Annotated in this window: 14 protein-coding genes; 5 read left to right on the plus strand and 9 right to left on the minus strand. The window is 65.5% G+C overall.

Features of this window, described 5'->3' with window-relative positions; translation table 11 throughout:
• Position 1 precedes the first annotated feature (1 nt).
• On the plus strand, positions 2–319 hold the full coding sequence (locus tag AC6LKG_RS10570) for an NAD(P) transhydrogenase subunit alpha part 2 (RefSeq protein ID WP_006388447.1): 318 nt from the start codon (positions 2–4) through the stop codon (positions 317–319).
• Complete coding sequence (locus tag AC6LKG_RS10575) at positions 316–1,755, plus strand: NAD(P)(+) transhydrogenase (Re/Si-specific) subunit beta (RefSeq protein WP_498164273.1); 1,440 nt, start codon at positions 316–318, stop codon at positions 1,753–1,755. Before AC6LKG_RS10570 ends, AC6LKG_RS10575 begins: the two co-directional genes overlap by 4 nt.
• Positions 1,756–1,862: 107 nt before the next feature.
• Here AC6LKG_RS10575 and glcF read toward each other — a convergent pair whose 3' ends face one another.
• The 7 genes from glcF to tldD all read right to left on the minus strand — a co-directional run bounded on the left by glcF (position 1,863) and on the right by tldD (position 10,300).
• Entirely contained in the window at positions 1,863–3,092 is a 1,230-nt protein-coding gene (gene glcF, locus AC6LKG_RS10580; RefSeq protein WP_498164274.1) for a glycolate oxidase subunit GlcF, read from the minus strand.
• A gap of 5 nt (positions 3,093–3,097) precedes the next feature.
• Positions 3,098–4,201 (minus strand): glycolate oxidase subunit GlcE, encoded by a 1,104-nt coding sequence (gene glcE, locus AC6LKG_RS10585; RefSeq protein WP_498164275.1) that lies wholly within the window; start codon positions 4,199–4,201, stop codon positions 3,098–3,100.
• Positions 4,202–4,213: 12 nt separating this feature from the next.
• On the minus strand, positions 4,214–5,713 hold the full coding sequence (locus tag AC6LKG_RS10590) for an FAD-linked oxidase C-terminal domain-containing protein (RefSeq protein WP_498164276.1): 1,500 nt from the start codon (positions 5,711–5,713) through the stop codon (positions 4,214–4,216).
• Positions 5,714–5,953: 240 nt separating this feature from the next.
• Positions 5,954–7,363, minus strand: coding sequence for an FAD-binding oxidoreductase (locus AC6LKG_RS10595; RefSeq protein WP_498164277.1), 1,410 nt, complete (start codon positions 7,361–7,363; stop codon positions 5,954–5,956).
• A 98-nt stretch (positions 7,364–7,461) separates the two neighbouring features.
• Positions 7,462–8,535, minus strand: coding sequence for a 3-deoxy-7-phosphoheptulonate synthase AroG (gene aroG / locus AC6LKG_RS10600; RefSeq protein ID WP_498164278.1), 1,074 nt, complete (start codon positions 8,533–8,535; stop codon positions 7,462–7,464).
• A gap of 50 nt (positions 8,536–8,585) precedes the next feature.
• On the minus strand, positions 8,586–8,774 hold the full coding sequence (locus AC6LKG_RS10605) for a hypothetical protein (RefSeq protein WP_498164279.1): 189 nt from the start codon (positions 8,772–8,774) through the stop codon (positions 8,586–8,588).
• Positions 8,775–8,839: 65 nt separating this feature from the next.
• Positions 8,840–10,300: a metalloprotease TldD gene (gene tldD, locus AC6LKG_RS10610; protein WP_498164280.1), complete on the minus strand. Its 1,461-nt coding sequence runs from the start codon at positions 10,298–10,300 to the stop codon at positions 8,840–8,842.
• A 772-nt stretch (positions 10,301–11,072) separates the two neighbouring features.
• Between tldD and AC6LKG_RS10615 the strand changes: the two genes are divergently transcribed.
• Complete coding sequence (locus AC6LKG_RS10615; RefSeq protein WP_498164281.1) at positions 11,073–11,453, plus strand: H-NS histone family protein; 381 nt, start codon at positions 11,073–11,075, stop codon at positions 11,451–11,453.
• A gap of 89 nt (positions 11,454–11,542) precedes the next feature.
• On the opposite strand, the gene AC6LKG_RS10620 is transcribed toward AC6LKG_RS10615, so the two are convergent.
• Positions 11,543–12,181 carry a DUF4136 domain-containing protein gene (locus AC6LKG_RS10620; protein ID WP_498164282.1) on the minus strand — a complete coding sequence of 213 codons (639 nt, stop codon included), beginning with the start codon at positions 12,179–12,181 and terminating at the stop codon, positions 11,543–11,545.
• A 150-nt stretch (positions 12,182–12,331) separates the two neighbouring features.
• Here AC6LKG_RS10620 and pepN point away from each other — a divergent pair, with 150 nt between their 5' ends.
• Positions 12,332–15,037 carry an aminopeptidase N gene (gene pepN / locus AC6LKG_RS10625; RefSeq protein ID WP_498164283.1) on the plus strand — a complete coding sequence of 902 codons (2,706 nt, stop codon included), beginning with the start codon at positions 12,332–12,334 and terminating at the stop codon, positions 15,035–15,037.
• 10 nt (positions 15,038–15,047) lie between these two features.
• Positions 15,048–16,067, plus strand: coding sequence for a class 1 fructose-bisphosphatase (locus AC6LKG_RS10630; protein ID WP_498164284.1), 1,020 nt, complete (start codon positions 15,048–15,050; stop codon positions 16,065–16,067).
• Between the two features lie 72 nt (positions 16,068–16,139).
• Here AC6LKG_RS10630 and AC6LKG_RS10635 read toward each other — a convergent pair whose 3' ends face one another.
• Positions 16,140–16,361 (minus strand): YgdI/YgdR family lipoprotein, encoded by a 222-nt coding sequence (locus tag AC6LKG_RS10635; protein WP_498164285.1) that lies wholly within the window; start codon positions 16,359–16,361, stop codon positions 16,140–16,142.
• Positions 16,362–16,426 lie beyond the last annotated feature (65 nt).

Below are 16,426 nucleotides of genomic sequence, written 5' to 3' on the forward strand. Positions count from 1 at the left end.
CATGGAAGCGATCAACCCCACCCTGATGAATCTCATCATCTTCGTGCTGGCCATCTACGTCGGCTACCACGTGGTCTGGAACGTCACCCCCGCGCTGCACACCCCGCTGATGGCGGTGACCAACGCAATCTCGGCCATCATCATCGTCGGCGCCATGCTGGCGGCGGCGCTGACCGAAGGCGGGCTGGCGCGCGGCATGGGCGTGTTCGCCGTGGCGCTGGCCGCGGTCAACGTGTTCGGCGGCTTCCTGGTCACGCGGCGCATGCTGGAGATGTTCAAGAAGAAAGACAGGAAGCCGGCCAAGGAGGAAGCGAAATGATCTCGCTGAACCTCGTCACGCTGCTCTACCTGGTTGCCTCGGTCTGCTTCATCCAGGCGCTCAAGGGCCTGTCGCATCCAACAACGTCGCGCCTGGGCAACGCCTTCGGCATGGCCGGCATGGCGATCGCGGTGCTGACCACCGGCGCGCTCATCGTCGGGCTGGCGCGCTCGGGCACCGCCACCATCGGGCTGGGCTGGGTGCTGCTGGGCCTGCTGGTTGGCGGCTCGATCGGCACGCTGATGGCCAAGCGCGTCGAAATGACCAAGATGCCCGAGCTGGTCGCCTTCATGCACAGCATGATCGGCCTGGCGGCGGTCGCCATCGCGGTCGCGGTGGTGGCCGAGCCGCACGCCTTCGGCATCGCCGCCGCCGGCACGCTGATCCCCACCGGCAACCGCTTCGAGCTGTTCATCGGCACTTTCGTCGGCGCCATCACCTTCTCGGGCTCGGTGATCGCCTTCGGCAAGCTGTCGGGCAAGTACAAGTTCCGGCTGTTCCAGGGCGCGCCGGTGGTCTTCGCCGGCCAGCACATGCTGAACCTGGCGCTGGCGCTGCTGATGCTGGCGATGGGCGTGTGGTTCATGCTGACGCAGGCCTGGACGCCGTTCATCATCATGACGCTGATCGCCTTCGTGCTTGGCGTGCTGATCATCATCCCGATCGGCGGCGCCGACATGCCGGTGGTGGTGTCGATGCTGAACAGCTATTCGGGCTGGGCGGCGGCGGGCATCGGCTTCTCGCTGAACAACCCGATGCTGATCATCGCCGGCTCGCTGGTGGGCTCGTCCGGCGCCATCCTCTCGTACATCATGTGCAAGGCGATGAACCGCTCGTTCTTCAACGTGATCCTGGGCGGCTTCGGCGGCCAGGCCGGCGAGGCCGCGGCGGCGGGCGGCGGGCAGCAGCGCAGCGTCAAATCGGGCAGCCCCGATGACGCGGCCTTCCTGATGACCAATGCCGAAAGCGTCACCATCGTGCCGGGCTACGGCCTGGCGGTGGCGCGCGCCCAGCACGCGCTCAAGGAACTGGCCGAGAAGCTCACCGAGCGCGGTGTGACGGTCAAGTACGCCATCCACCCGGTCGCCGGCCGCATGCCCGGCCACATGAACGTGCTGCTGGCCGAGGCCGAAGTACCCTACGACCAGGTCTTCGAGATGGAAGACATCAACAGCGAGTTCGGCCAGACCGACGTGGTGCTGGTGCTGGGCGCCAACGACGTGGTCAACCCCGCGGCCAAGAACGATCCCAAGTCGCCGATCGCAGGCATGCCGATCCTGGAAGCCTACAAGGCCCGCACCGTGATCGTGAACAAGCGCTCGATGGCCTCCGGCTACGCCGGCCTGGACAACGAACTGTTCTACATGGACCGCACCATGATGGTGTTTGGCGATGCCAAGAAGGTTCTGGAAGAGATGGTCAAGGCGGTGGAGTGATGGGCGTGGCCTGGCGGTGCGCATGCGCATCTGCGAGGCCGCTCCCAGCCCAGGCCGCGGCACCGCACACAGTGTCCGCGGCAACACCCACCGCGGCGGCCGCGCGATCAGGCCTGCGCCAGCTGCTCGTCCACCACTTCGATCCAGTGCCGCACCGGCGTGCTGGTGCCGCTCTGCAAGTGTCCGATGCAGCCGATATTGGCCGACAGGATCACGTCCGGCGCGGCCGGCGCGATCGCGGCCAGCTTGCGGTCGCGCAGCGCCAACGCGATGTCGGGATTCAGCACCGAATACGCGCCCGCCGAGCCGCAGCACAGGTGCTGCTCCGCAAACGGCTGCAACTCGAACCCCAACTCGACCAGCAAGCGTTCCGACAACGGCCGCAGTCCCTGCCAGTGCTGCAGGGTGCATGGCGGGTGGAACGATGCCCGCGCGCCCTTGTCCGCCAGCCGCTGGCGCAGTTGCGCCGCGTGCGGCGCCACGATTTCCGCCACGTCCTTGACCAGCGCCACGATGTCCGCGGCACGCTGCGCGTAGGCCGGGTCGTGGCGCAGATGATGGGCGTATTCCTTGACCATGGCGCCGCAGCCCGACGCATTCATGACAATGGCCTCGACCGCGCCGTCCTTCACCAGCGGCCACCAGGCATCGATGTTGGCGCGCATCTGGTCCAGGGCGGCAGCCTGCGCGTCCAGATGAAAGCTGGCGGCGCCACAGCAGCCCGCCCCCGGCGCGATGCGCGCGCCGATGCCGATGGCATCCAGCACGCGGATGGTGGCGGCATCGATCGACGGCATCATCGACGGCTGCACGCAGCCGGCCAGCATCAGCACCTGCCGCGCATGCCCCGCCACCTGCGGCAAGGCGCCGGCGGGACGACGCTCCGGCACCTTGCGCCTGAGCGCTTCCGGCAAGGCGCCGCGCACCGCCTGCCCCAGCCGCATCGCGGGCCCGAACAGCGGCGACAGCATGGCCCGGCGCAGCATTTTGCGCTTGGCCTTCTCGGCCCAGGGTCGCGGCACCCGTTCCTCGACAATCTGCCGGCCGATATCCACCAAGTGCCCATATTCCACGCCCGATGGGCAGGTGGTCTCGCAGTTGCGGCAGGTCAGGCAGCGGTCCAGGTGCTGCTGGGTCGACTGGGTCGGCTCGGCGCCTTCCAGCACCTGCTTGATCAGGTAGATGCGGCCACGCGGGCTGTCCAGTTCGTCGCCCAGCACCTGGTAGGTGGGACAGGTGGCCGTGCAGAAACCGCAGTGCACGCAGCGCCGCAGGATCGCGTCGGCCTCTTTGCCCAGATCGGTATCGCGGGCCCAGGCTGCCAGATTGGTTTGCATGATGCCTATAGCTCCAGGACCAGCCGGCCGGGATTGAACAACCCCGCCGGATCGAGTTCTTGCTTGAGGCGGCGCGTGATCAGTGCCACGCCCGGCGACAGCGGATGGAACACGCCGTCGGCCGGCGGCCGCGTGCCTGCCGTACGGAACAGCGTCGCGTGGCCGCCCAGCCGCTGCGCCAGTTCACGCAGTTCGGCTGCGTCCTGGGGACCCGACAGCCAGCGCTGGCCGCCGCCCCACTCCAGCAAGGCCCGCCCGCTGCCGAGCGCCGCCGCCGTCGGCGGCAAAGCCAGCCGCCACAAGGGCTGGCCCGGCGCGAAGAACGGATGGGTCTGTTCGCGCAAGCCGCTCCACCAAGCCTGCGCCGCCTCGGGCGACAGCGGATCGCCGCCGATCACCTGTCGCGCGCCGGCGATGGCCGGGGGCGCGCCCGACAGCCGCACATGCATCTGGCCTTCCTCGTCGGCACCGCCCACCCAGCTGGTGGCCGAGATCGGCAAGGGCTTGCCGCGCCACAGCGCGAAGCTGGCCAATGCCTGGGCCTGGGTCGCCGGCAGCATCAGCGTCAACTCCTCCATCGGCCGCGGCACCACCTTGAGCGATACCTCGAGAATGGCGCCGAAGATGCCATGCGAACCGGCCAGCAGGCGCGAGACGTCATAGCCAGCGACGTTCTTCATGACCTCGCCGCCGAACGACAACACCCGGCCGTCCGAATCCAGCAGTTGCGCCCCCAGCACGAAGTCGCGCAAGGCGCCCGCGCTCATGCGGCGCGGCCCCGACAGGCCCGCGGCCACGCAGCCGCCGACGGTGGCGGCGGGTGAAAAATGCGGCGGCTCGAAAGCCAGCATCTGGCCATGCTCGGCCAGCGCCGCTTCCAGTTCGGCCAGCGGCGTGCCGGCACGGACCGTCACCACCAGTTCCGACGGGTGATAGCTGACAATGCCGCGATACGGGGTCATGTCCAGCAGGCAATGGCCATCCTGCGGCGTCACCGGCCGATAATTGCCGTAGAACGCCTTGCTGCCGCCGCCCATGACGAACAGCGGCTTGTGACCGGCGCGCGCCGTCATGACCTGGTCGCACAATTCCGACAGGACGAAATCCATGGGGGAGACGTCCTAGAAGCGTGCGAGATCCGGGAAGCGCAATTCGCCCGCGTGTACGTGCATCTTGCCGTACTCCGCGCAGCGCGCCAGCGTAGGAATGACCTTTTCGGGGTTGAGCAGGCACGGCGGATCGAATGCCCGCTTGACCGCCAGGAACGCGTCGAGTTCTTCGCGAGAGAATTGCACGCACATTTGATTTATTTTCTCCATTCCTACACCGTGCTCTCCAGTCACGGTTCCTCCCACCTGCACGCACAGTTCGAGTATGGCCGCGCCGAATTTCTCGGCGCGCTCCACTTCGTCCGGTTTATTCGAATCGAACAGGATCAACGGATGCAGGTTGCCATCGCCCGCATGGAACACGTTGGCGCAGCGCAGGCCGAATTCGTCTTCCATTTGCTCAATGGCACCCAGCACCCGGGCGAGATGACGGCGCGGAATCGTGCCGTCCATGCAGTAGTAATCAGGCGACACGCGCCCGGCGGCGGGAAACGCATTCTTGCGTCCTGCCCAGAATTTGAGCCGCTCGGCCTCCGAGGCCGACACCTGGCAGCGGGTCGAGCCGGCCGCGCGGAAAATGGCTTCCATGCGCGCGATCTCGTGCGCCACTTCCTCGGGCGTGCCGTCCGATTCGCACAGCAGGATGGCCTGCGCGTCCATGTCGTAGCCGGCGCGCACGAAGGGTTCGACCATGTGCGTCGCGCGCCGGTCCATCATCTCCAGGCCGGCGGGAATGATGCCATCGGCGATCACCTGCGTCACCGCGTTGCCCGCGGCCTCGACACTGGCGAAGCTCGCCATCACCACCTGCGCGCAGGCCGGCTTGGGAATCAGCTTGACGGTCACTTCGGTCACCACGCCCAGCATGCCTTCCGAACCGATGAACACCGACAGCAGATCCAGCCCCGGCGCGTCGGGTGCCTCGGAGCCGAGTTCCACCACCTCGCCATCGATCGTGACCATGCGCACGCGCAGCACGTTGTGCACCGTCAACCCATACTTCAGGCAATGCACGCCGCCCGAGTTCTCGGCGACGTTGCCGCCGATCGAACAGGCGATCTGGCTAGACGGATCCGGCGCGTAGTACAGCCCATACGGCGCCGCGGCCTCCGAGATGGCCAGGTTGCGCACCCCCGGCTCGACCACCGCGGTCGCGCTGGCCAGGTCGATGTGCTTGATGCGGTTGAATTTCGACAGGCCCAGCAACACGCCCTGGCTGTGCGGCATGGCGCCGCCCGACAGGCCGGTGCCGGCGCCGCGCGCCACCAGCGGCGCATTGAAACGCTTGCAGATCCGCATGACGGCCTGCACCTGCTCTTCGGTCTCGGGCAGCGCCACCACGGCGGGCAAGGCTCGGTACAGCGACAACCCGTCGCACTCGTACGGACGGGTATCCTCTTCACGAAACAGCACGCAATGCGATGGCAGCGCGGCCGACAGGGCCGCGACGAGTTGCTGCAACGAATAAGGCGCCTGCACTTGCGCAAGGCCGGTTTCGACCAATGAATTCATGAGCGCAACAATAGCGCGACCGCAGGCTGGACGCAGGCCGGGATTTACCCGCATCCTGCGTACAGCGGCCGGCCACGACGGCGCGCACACGTAACCAGCGGTAAAGCCGCCCTGTCCCGTGTGCGCGCCGCATCGCGCCAGGATGCCACCGGCGATCGCGCGCACACGCGGCGCGCGCGCTGGCGCGCGCAAAGCAAAGGCCGGCGACTGCCGGCCTTGCTTGTCCTCGCCCTGCGGGGCTTACCAGGAAACGATCTTGCCCGGGTTGAGGATGTTGTTCGGATCGAAGGCGTGCTTGAGGCTGCGCATCAGCGCCAGCGCATCATCGCCATGCTCTTCTGCCATGAATTGCATCTTGTGCAGGCCGACGCCATGCTCGCCGGTGCAAGTGCCATCGGCGGCGATCGCCCGGCGTACCAGGTTGTGGTTGATGGCCTCGGACTCCTGCCATTCGCGCTCGCTGTCGGCATCCAGCAACATCAGCACGTGGAAATTGCCGTCGCCGACATGGCCGACGATGGTGTACGGGAAGCTGGCCTGGTCCAGTTCCTCGACGGTCTCGCGCACGCAGTCAGCCAGGCGCGAGATCGGCACGCAGACGTCGGTGGTGCTGGCGCGGCAGCCCGGGCGCAGTTGCAGGCCGGCGAAATAGGCATTGTGGCGCGCGGTCCACAGGCGGCTGCGGTCCTCGGGACGCTCGGCCCATTCGAAGTCCATGCCGCCGTGCTCGGCGGTGATGGCCTGCACGGTTTCGGCCTGTTCCTGCACGCCCGCCGGACTGCCGTGGAATTCAAACACCAGCAGCGGCGTCTCGCGCAGCGTCAGCTTGCTGTGCAGGTTGACGGCGCGCACGCTGGCCGCGTCCATGAACTCGACGCGCGCCACCGGCACGCCCATCTGGATGATCTCGATCACGCTCTGCACCGCGGCGTCGAGCGTGGGGAAGTTGCAGACCGCGGCCGACACCGCCTCGGGCTGCGGGTACAGGCGCACCGTGACTTCGGTAATGATGCCCAGCGTGCCTTCGCTGCCCACGAAGATGCGGGTCAGGTCGTAGCCGGCCGACGACTTGCGGGCACGGCCGGCGGTGCGCACGATGCGGCCGTCGGCGGTGACCACGGTCAGCGACATGACGTTCTCGCGCATGGTGCCGTAGCGCACGGCGTTGGTGCCGGAGGCGCGCGTGGCGGCCATGCCGCCCAGGCTGGCGTCGGCGCCCGGATCGATCGGGAAGAACAGGCCGGTGCTGCGGATCTCTTCGTTGAGCTGCTTGCGCAGCACGCCGGCCTGCACGGTGGCGGTCAGGTCTTCGGCGTTGACCGCCAGCACCTTGTTCATCTGCGACAGGTCCAGGCTGATGCCCCCCTGGATCGCCAGGATGTGGCCTTCCAGCGACGAACCGGCGCCGTAGGGAATCAGCGGCACACGATGCTCGTTGCACAGCTTGGCGACCTCGGCGACTTCCTCGGTGCTCTGGGCAAAGACCACGGCATCGGGCAGCATCGCCGGATATGGCGACTCGTCGCGGCCGTGGTGTTCACGCACCGCGGCGGATTCGGAGAAGCGGTCGCCAAAACGGGTGCGCAAGGCTTCGAGACAGGCGGCCGGCACCGCGCGGCGCAACGATTCAGCGTGCAAGGGAGCGTTCATGATCAGCGGATTCTCGGATTGGGTAACCCGGTTATTCTACGCCGCCCGCCTTGCTGCACCGCAAACCGCCCGGCCCGGCGGCTTGCGGCGGGCGCCGCTCATTTGCCGGAAGTCAGGGCCACCCGGCGGCGTTCGCGCACGGCATGGGCCAGCCGCTCCAGCACGGCGACCGAGGCGTCCCAGTCGATGCAGCCATCGGTGATGCTCTGGCCGTACACCAGCGGCGTGCCCGGCACCATGTCCTGGCGCCCGCCGAGCAGATGGCTTTCGACCATCACGCCGACCAGGCGAGCATCGCCGGCTTCCATCTGGCGCGCCACGTCCTCGATCACCAGCGGCTGGTTCTCGGGCTTCTTGCTGCTGTTGGCGTGGCTCGCGTCGATCATGATGCGTTGCGCCAGGCCGGCCTTGGCCATGTCCTGGCAGGCCGCGTCGACACTGGCGGCGTCGTAGTTGGGCGTCTTGCCGCCGCGCAGGATGACGTGACAGTCCTCGTTGCCGGCCGTCGAGACGATAGCCGAATGCCCGCCCTTGGTCACCGACAGGAAATGGTGCGGCTGCGAAGCCGCCTTGATCGCATCCACGGCGATCTTCACATTGCCATCGGTGCCGTTCTTGAAACCCACCGGACACGACAGGCCGGAGGCCAGTTCGCGATGCACCTGGCTCTCCGTCGTGCGCGCCCCGATCGCCCCCCAGGAAACCAGGTCCGCAATGTACTGCGGCGTAATCATGTCCAGGAATTCGCACCCCGCCGGCAGGCCCAGGCTGTTGATGTCCAGCAGCAGCTCGCGCGCCACGCGCACGCCCTTGTTGATGTCGAAGCTGCCGTCCAGGTCCGGGTCGTTGATCAGCCCCTTCCAACCGACCGTGGTGCGGGGCTTCTCGAAATACACGCGCATCACGATTTCCAGGTCCGCGCTGAGACGGTCACGCACCGGCTTCAGGCGCTTCGCGTATTCGATCGCGGCGCGGGTGTCGTGGATCGAACACGGGCCGATCACGACGATCATGCGGTCGTCCATGCCGTGCAGGATGCGATGCATCGACTGGCGGGCGGCGAACACGGTGTCGGAAGCCTCCTGGGTGCAGGCGAACTCGCGCATCACGTGCGCGGGCGGGTTCAGCTCTTTGATTTCTCGGATGCGAAGGTCGTCGGTATTGTGTGACACGGTACTGCTCCTGGGTTTCCCGCCACCGGGATCGGTCCCGGGGTTGTTCCTCAAGCTGACGGCACAAAAAAAGCCGCCAGTTCGCTGGCGGCTTTTTTGGGGGGATTCTTTCCAAACTTCAGATTGAGCGCTTCCCTTCCTCCGCCAGCGGCTTCAGAAAACCAAAAAAATAAAAGTAAAAGGCGGGGGAGGCGAATTTCATGGGAAAAGACTCTAGCACAATTTTTTCGGGCCGTCACGCCGGATTCCAACTCGGCATGGCGGCCCGGAACGGCGGGTTGCCGGCAGGCCAGTCCGTCTCTGGTCAGGCCGTCCCACCCACCGTCAGGCCTTCCATGCGGACCGTGGGCATGCCCACGCCAACCGGCACGCTCTGGCCATCCTTGCCGCAGGTGCCCACGCCGGAATCCAGCTTCAGGTCGTCGCCGATCATGCTGACGCGGGTCATGGCGTCGGGGCCGTTGCCGATCAGCGTGGCGCCCTTGACCGGATACGTGATCCTGCCGTCCTCGATCATGTAGGCCTCGGAGGCCGAGAACACGAACTTGCCGTTGGTGATGTCGACCTGCCCGCCACCGAAATTGGCCGCGTACAGGCCGCGCTTGACGGACGAGATGATTTCCTCGGGCGCCTTGTCGCCGGCCAGCATGTAGGTGTTGGTCATGCGCGGCATCGGCAGATGCGCGAACGACTCGCGGCGGCCGTTGCCGGTGGCGGCGGTCTTCATCAGGCGGGCATTCAGGGTGTCCTGCATGTAGCCGCGCAGGATGCCGTCTTCGATCAGCACGTTGCGCTGGGTGGCATTGCCCTCGTCGTCGATATTGAGCGAGCCGCGGCGATCGGGAATGGTGCCGTCGTCGACCACGGTCACGCCCTTGGAGGCGACGCGCTCGCCGATGCGGCCCGAGAAGACGCTGGAGCCCTTGCGGTTGAAATCGCCTTCCAGGCCGTGGCCCACCGCTTCATGCAGCAGGATGCCGGGCCAGCCCGAGCCCAGCACCACCGTCATTTCGCCGGCCGGCGCCGGACGCGCCTCCAGGTTGACCATGGCTTCGTGCACGGCGCGCTCGACATAGCTCTGCAGCATCTCGTCGGTGAAGTACGCCAGCCCCAGGCGGCCGCCGCCGCCGGCATGGCCCATTTCGCGCCGCCCGTTACGCTCGGCGATGACGGTCAGCGACAGGCGCACCAGCGGACGCACGTCGGCCGCCAGACGGCCGTCGCTGCCGGCCACCAGCACGACGTCGTACTCGGCGCCCAGGCCCGCCATCACCTGAATCACATGCGGGTCGCGGGCCCGCGCCATGCGTTCGATACGCTCGAGCAGCGCGACTTTCTCGGGCGCGCTCAACGTCGCCACCGGGTCGATATCGGCATACAGGCTGCGGCCAATTTCTGCCTCGACCTGCGCGGCCACCTTGACCTTGCCGGCGCCGCGGCGGGCAATGCCACGCACCGCGTGGGCCGACGACAACAGGGCCTCGGGCGACAGGGAATCGGAATAGGCAAACGCGGTTTTCTCGCCGCTGACGGCGCGCACGCCAACCCCCTGGCTGATCGAGAAACTACCGGTCTTGACGATGCCCTCTTCCAGGCTCCAGCCCTCGCTGCGGGTGTACTGGAAATACAGATCGGCGTAGTCGACCTTGTGGGTGAAGATTTCGCCGAGCGCGCGCGCCATGTCGGCCTCGGTCAGCCCCCAGGGGTCGAGCAACAGCGATTTGGCGGTGGCCAGGGAAGCAATAGCGGGATCGATGATTTTCATAGGACTCTGTTGGGGGCGCCGGCGGGGTCACGCGGCAACCATGACGCTCAAGCCTATATCGTACCGCCGACACGGGCACGGCGTCGCGCGCCATGCATATTGACTAGCAAGTTAACCAATTGGGGACTGGTCCCAAATCAGAAGCGTCATGCGCGACAAAATAAGCCCGCCCCACCGCGCATATCCATCCACCCTCGACGTCTTACTCCTTGACCCTCGGTCACAAACTTGTCATACAACTCGACAAACAAATAGCGAAAAATGGAAAACGAGGCCCACGCACCAGGCGCACATATGCGTGAATGCACGCTGTCATAACATTCTCGAAGGGTGGGAATGAAAATACGCATACCGCCGCCATACGCGCCCAATCGAGGTCGTCCGACCTCTTGGCAAAGGCTCCGATAAATCTCGCCGGCCATCCCAAAAGTGCTGAGAAGCCTTCCTGACCTACGGCTGAAATTTGTCGTCATACCCTCCATTCGCTCACTTCACGAAACAAAAACGCGCAACTCCTGATCTCGAGACAGCTATTCGTCCGCCCTGTGAACCAAAGCAAGGTTTGTTTCAATTAGTCCCAAATTTGGGAACAACCTTCCCAAAACTTGTTCATGGCACGAACCCGCATGCCTAAAGACTCTCCGGCGGTTTTGATACAAAGTAATTAGCTCCGAACTGCGGCAAGCAGGCGGTAATTTCTGTATTATGCGAGGCACAACAAATAAACATAACTTCGCCGGCGATTAAAGCAGTTCCATAATCAGGAATAACCATGGCCCGAGAAACCTACGCAGCTCTGCAAGCAAAGATCGAAAAGGAAATCAACAAGCTCCAAAAGAAGGCTGAAGTCCTCCAGACCAAGCGCCGCAAGCCGGTGATCGCTTCGATCATCACTTCCATGCGCGAATACGACATCACCCCCGAAGAGATCGCCGCCGCCTACGGCGCCGGCAAGCCTGTCCGCGCCGCGGGTGGCCGCCGCAAGGCTGGCGCCGGCGCCCGCCCCGGCAACGCCGTCAAGCGCGCCGTGGCCCCCAAGTACCGCCACCCCCAGACCGGGGAAACCTGGAGCGGTCGTGGCAAGGCGCCACGCTGGCTCGCCGCGGAAGAAGCCGCCGGCGCCACGCGCGACAGTTTTCTGATCAAGGAATAAAAAGCTATTTTTCAGTAAGAAAAAAACAAAGGCGCACCAAAATGGTGCGCCTTTTTTATTTTTGAATTGCGGCCAGTGGCCGCTGAAACTCACTGCAACGGAAATTGTATTTCTCGTTCAGCGCCATTATTTCCCGGGAAATTGTCAAATATTGCACGCACCAGGAAAGGCATCATGCGCATGAAATTGTCCTGTTCGCTGAGAATGTAGGCACTGGAACGATAGACCTCCGCCCCGCCGCGCTGGCTGTCATGGATCTGCAGGGTGAGCGTATTTCGCTGGGCCACCACCGGCACGTCAACCCATTCCGGGCCCCAATAACCGTAGTATCCGCCCCAGGGGCGCGGGCCGTAGAAGCCGCCATAACCGTAGCCGCCATTGAAATACGGGTCATAGGGCCGTCGCACCATTACCTGGGTCTGGGTCGTGCCATAGCGGAAGGAAACATCGAAACGGGCCTTGGTACCGGCGCGCGCTTCCACCAGCCCGGTGGCGCCGATACCGGCGCGGACCATATCCTGGTAGGACTGGTATTCGAGGTTATTGGCTTGCGAGGGGTCGGCCGGCACGAATTGGTAGGTCTGCCCCTCGACGCCGGTGGGCCATTGCTGGAACGAAGTGACCCGCGCCGACACCGTGGGCGTGGCGCATCCGCTCAGTACCAGCGCCCCCAGGACAGCCAAGACCGCGGCCCAACGGCCGGCATTGAACGGGGAAGAACGGAACATTTGCAACTCCTCATTGCGCGACGGCGCCCATCATACTGACCTTTGACCACATGGGCCGGCGAAAGTTTACGCCCGCCGCGGCTGGACACAGCGGCGTGTGACGGTCCAGCCACTACAATAAGACTCTCGTTCATACAGGACTGCAATCCCATGCGCACAGACACGCCCGTTACCGTATACCGCAAGGATTACCAGCCCTACCCCTACGATATTCCGCAGGTCTCCCTGGCCTTCGACCTGGCCCCTGACAGCACCGAAGTGCGTTGCGTCATGCAGGTGCGGCGCAAGCCCGACGCCAGCGCCGACGCCGCCCTGGTGCTGGACGGCGAAGAGCTGGAACTCGTCTCGGTAGGCGTGGACGGTCAGGCCTTGCCGCCCGACCGCTACCACCTGAGCGAGCACAGCCTGGCACTGTATGGCCTGCCCGCCGAGGCCAGCGTGGAAATCGTCAGCCGCTGCAAGCCGGCCGCCAACTCCACCCTGATGGGCCTGTACGTCTCGGGCGGCAATTTCTTCACCCAATGCGAAGCCGAGGGCTTTCGCCGCATTACCTGGTTCGCCGACCGTCCGGATGTCATGTCGCGCTATCGCGTGACCCTGCGCGCCGAACCGGCCTACCCGGTGCTGCTGTCCAACGGCAATCTGGTCGCCTCGCGCCAGTTGCCCGACGGCCGCAACGAAGTCGAATGGGAAGACCCGTTTCCCAAGCCCTGCTATCTGTTCGCCCTGGTGGGCGGCAACCTGACCCACCGCGAAACCACCGTCAAGACCGCCAGCGGCCGCGACGTACTGCTGCAGGTCTATAGCGACCCGGGCGCCGAAACCAAGACCGAGTGGGCGCTGGACTCCCTGGTGCGCGCGTTGCGCTGGGACGAAACCCGCTTCGGCCTGGAACTCGACCTGGACCGCTTCATGGTGGTCGCCGTCCATGACTTCAACATGGGCGCGATGGAGAACAAGGGCCTGAACATCTTCAATGCCGCCTACGTGCTGGCCGATGCCGATACCGCCACGGACGCCAATTACGAGGGCATCGAATCGGTCATCGGCCACGAGTACTTTCACAACTGGACCGGCAACCGCGTCACCTGCCGCGACTGGTTCCAGTTGAGCCTGAAGGAAGGGCTGACCGTCTTCCGCGACCAGGAATTCAGCGCCGACATGATGGCGCAAGGCATGGACGAGACCGCCGCCGCCAGCGCCCGCGCGGTCAAGCGCATTGACGACGTGGTGACACTGCGCGCGGCGCAATTCCCGGAGGACGCGGGCCCGATGGCCCACCCGATCCGCCCCGACAGCTATCAGGAAATCGGCAACTTCTATACCGCCACGGTGTACGAGAAAGGCGCCGAGGTCATCCGCATGCAGCACACGCTGCTGGGCGAGGCCGGTTTCCGCGCGGGCATGGACGAGTATTTCCGTCGCCACGACGGCCAGGCGGTGACCTGCGACGACTTCGTCGCCGCCATGGAGTCGGTCTACACGCGCCAGCACCCGGGCCGCGATCTTTCGGTGTTCCGCAACTGGTACCGCCAGGCCGGCACGCCGCGCGTGACGGTCAAGCTGAGCCACGACGCCGCCGCGCGCCGCTGCACCGTGACGCTGTCGCAGGAATGCCAGCCCGTCGGCGTCGAGAAAAAGGCTCCCGCGGGCTTCGTCAAGGCGCCGTATCACATCCCCTTCGCCATCGGCCTGCTGGATCGCAACGGCCGCGCCCTGCCCCTGCGGCTCGACGGGGCGGAGCACGACACCGCGCTACTGGAATTGACCACGCAGACCCAGCAATGGCATTTCGATGGCATCGACGAGATGCCGGTGCCGTCGCTGCTGCGTGATTTTTCCGCGCCCGTGATCGTCGATTACGACTGGACCGACGAGGAACTGGCGCTGCTGTCGGCCCACGACGGCAACCCCTTTGCGCGCTGGGAAGCCGGCCAGGAACTGGCCACCCGCCAGATCCTGGCGCTGGCCGAGGCGCGCCAGGCCGGCCGCACGCTGCACGCCGACCCGGCCTTCATCGCCGCCTGGCGCGCACTGCTGACCGACCCGGCGCTGGACTCCGCCTACCGCGCGCGCGCCCTGGCGCTGCCTTCGGAAAAGACCCTGGCCGAACGCATGCAGGCCATCGATCCGCCGGCGCTGGCGGTGGCGCGCGATTTCCTGCGCGCCGAGCTGGGCAGGCAATTGGCGGCGGAATTCCGCCAGGCCTTCGATGACAACCAGACGCCTGGCCCGTACAGCCCCGCACCCGTACCCGCCGGCAAGCGCGCAATGAAGAACCTGGCGCTCAGCCACCTGATGGCGGCCGGCGAGCACGAGGCCCAGCGCCTGGCCGAACAGCAGTACGAGCACGCCGGCAACATGACAGACAGCATGGCGGCCTTGTCGGCCCTGATCAACTATGGCCAGGGCGACTTCCCGCAGCAGGCGCTGGCCGCGTTCTACGACAAATGGAGCGACAACGCGCTGGTGGTGGACAAATGGTTCGCGCTGCAGGCGGCCGCGCGCTACACCACGGTGCAGACGGCGCGCGACCTGATGACGCACCCGGCATTCACGCTGCGCAACCCGAACCGGGCGCGGGCGCTGGTTTTCCAGTTCTGCCTGAACAACGCCCGCGGCATGCACCATCCGGACGGCTCCGGCTACGCCTTCTGGGCCGACCAGGTACTGGCGCTGGACGCGCTCAATCCGGAAATCGCCGCGCGCCTGGCGCGCGCGCTGGACAACTGGTCACGCTACGTTCCCGCCCTGCGCGGCCCCATGCAGCAGGCCCTGCAGCGGGTGCGCGGCCACGAGGGGCTGTCGCGCAACGTGCAGGAAATCGTGTCCAAGGCATTAGAATTCGCAGCATAGGGAGAACCTCTTGAAACGTAAAACACTTACTCAATACCTGGTGGAGCAGCAGCGCTCCGCGCAGGCCCTGGCCCCAGAAGTGCGGCTGCTCATCGAAGTGGTGGCGCGCGCCTGCAAGGCGATCAGCCACGCGGTCAGCAAGGGCGCGCTCGGCGGCGTCCTGGGCAGCCTCGAAAGCGAGAACGTGCAGGGCGAAGTGCAGAAGAAGCTGGACGTGCTGTCCAACGAGATCCTGCTCGAAGCCAACGAATGGGGCGGCCACCTGGCGGCCATGGCCTCGGAAGAGATGGAAACCATCCACCTGATTCCGAACCGCTACCCCAAGGGCGAATACCTGCTGCTGTTCGATCCGCTTGATGGTTCCTCGAACATTGACGTGAACGTGTCGATCGGCACCATCTTCTCGGTGCTGCACGCCCCGCACAATGTGTCTGGCGCGCCGGTCTGTGAAAGCGACTTCCTGCAACCAGGCAACAAGCAGGTGGTGGCCGGCTATGCCGTCTACGGCCCGCAGACCATGTTGGTGCTGACCATCGGCAACGGCGTGGTGGGCTTCACGCTGGACCGCGAAATGGGGTCGTGGGTGCTGACCCACGAGAACATCCGCGTGCCGGAAGACACCAAGGAATTCGCCATCAACATGTCGAACATGCGCCATTGGGCTCCCCCGGTCAAGCGCTACATCGACGATTGCCTGGCCGGTTCCACCGGCCCCCTGGGCAAGGACTACAACATGCGCTGGATCGCCTCGATGGTGGCGGACGTGCATCGCATCCTGACCCGCGGCGGCATCTTCATGTACCCCTGGGACGCGCGCGAACCTGGCAAGGCCGGCAAGCTGCGCCTGATGTACGAAGCCAATCCGATGAGCTTCCTGATCGAGCAGGCCGGCGGCGCCTCGATCAACGGCACCGAGCGCATCATGGACATCCAGCCCGACAAGCTGCACCAGCGCGTCAGCGTGATCCTGGGCTCGAAGAACGAAGTCGAACGCGTGGGCCGCTACCACGCCGAGGACGCCGGCAAGTAGGCACCCTGGCGCCAAGCAAAAGCCCCTCGCGAGAGCAAGGGGCTTTTTTCATCGGCAGCCGGCGAAAAGAGATTACTTGATCTCTTCGATGGACTTCACGTCGTCCTTGTTGATCTGGACCTTCTTGCCGTCCTTGTCGTACTCGTACATGCCGGACTTCTTGTCGTAGGTCGGCTCGTCGGGCGTCACGGTCGAGGTGCCGTCACGCTGCTGAATAACCGAGGGCGATGAGCATCCGGCCAGCACCCCTACTCCGGTCACCACCAGGGCCAACGTCATGGTCTTCAGATTCATGGGCGTGTTCTCCGAGAGTGAATGGTGGATTCACTGTATCGGATGCCTGCCCGGAAAACGTGACT

It is taken from the genome of Achromobacter sp. 46006, from assembly GCF_059761975.1.

Bases quoted from the DNA above. Each gene is read 5' to 3' on its own strand.
- AC6LKG_RS10595 (WP_498164277.1), bottom strand. From the start codon at position 7,363: ATGAACGCTCCCTTGCACGCTGAATCGTTGCGCCGCGCGGTGCCGGCC.
- AC6LKG_RS10590 (WP_498164276.1), bottom strand. From the start codon at position 5,713: ATGAATTCATTGGTCGAAACCGGCCTTGCGCAAGTGCAGGCGCCTTAT.
- AC6LKG_RS10615 (WP_498164281.1), top strand. From the start codon at position 11,073: ATGGCCCGAGAAACCTACGCAGCTCTGCAAGCAAAGATCGAAAAGGAA.
- tldD (WP_498164280.1), bottom strand. From the start codon at position 10,300: ATGAAAATCATCGATCCCGCTATTGCTTCCCTGGCCACCGCCAAATCG.
- pepN (WP_498164283.1), top strand. From the start codon at position 12,332: ATGCGCACAGACACGCCCGTTACCGTATACCGCAAGGATTACCAGCCC.
- AC6LKG_RS10635 (WP_498164285.1), bottom strand. From the start codon at position 16,361: ATGAATCTGAAGACCATGACGTTGGCCCTGGTGGTGACCGGAGTAGGG.
- glcF (WP_498164274.1), bottom strand. From the start codon at position 3,092: ATGCAAACCAATCTGGCAGCCTGGGCCCGCGATACCGATCTGGGCAAA.
- AC6LKG_RS10570 (WP_006388447.1), top strand. From the start codon at position 2: ATGGAAGCGATCAACCCCACCCTGATGAATCTCATCATCTTCGTGCTG.
- glcE (WP_498164275.1), bottom strand. From the start codon at position 4,201: ATGGATTTCGTCCTGTCGGAATTGTGCGACCAGGTCATGACGGCGCGC.
- AC6LKG_RS10620 (WP_498164282.1), bottom strand. From the start codon at position 12,181: ATGTTCCGTTCTTCCCCGTTCAATGCCGGCCGTTGGGCCGCGGTCTTG.
- AC6LKG_RS10575 (WP_498164273.1), top strand. From the start codon at position 316: ATGATCTCGCTGAACCTCGTCACGCTGCTCTACCTGGTTGCCTCGGTC.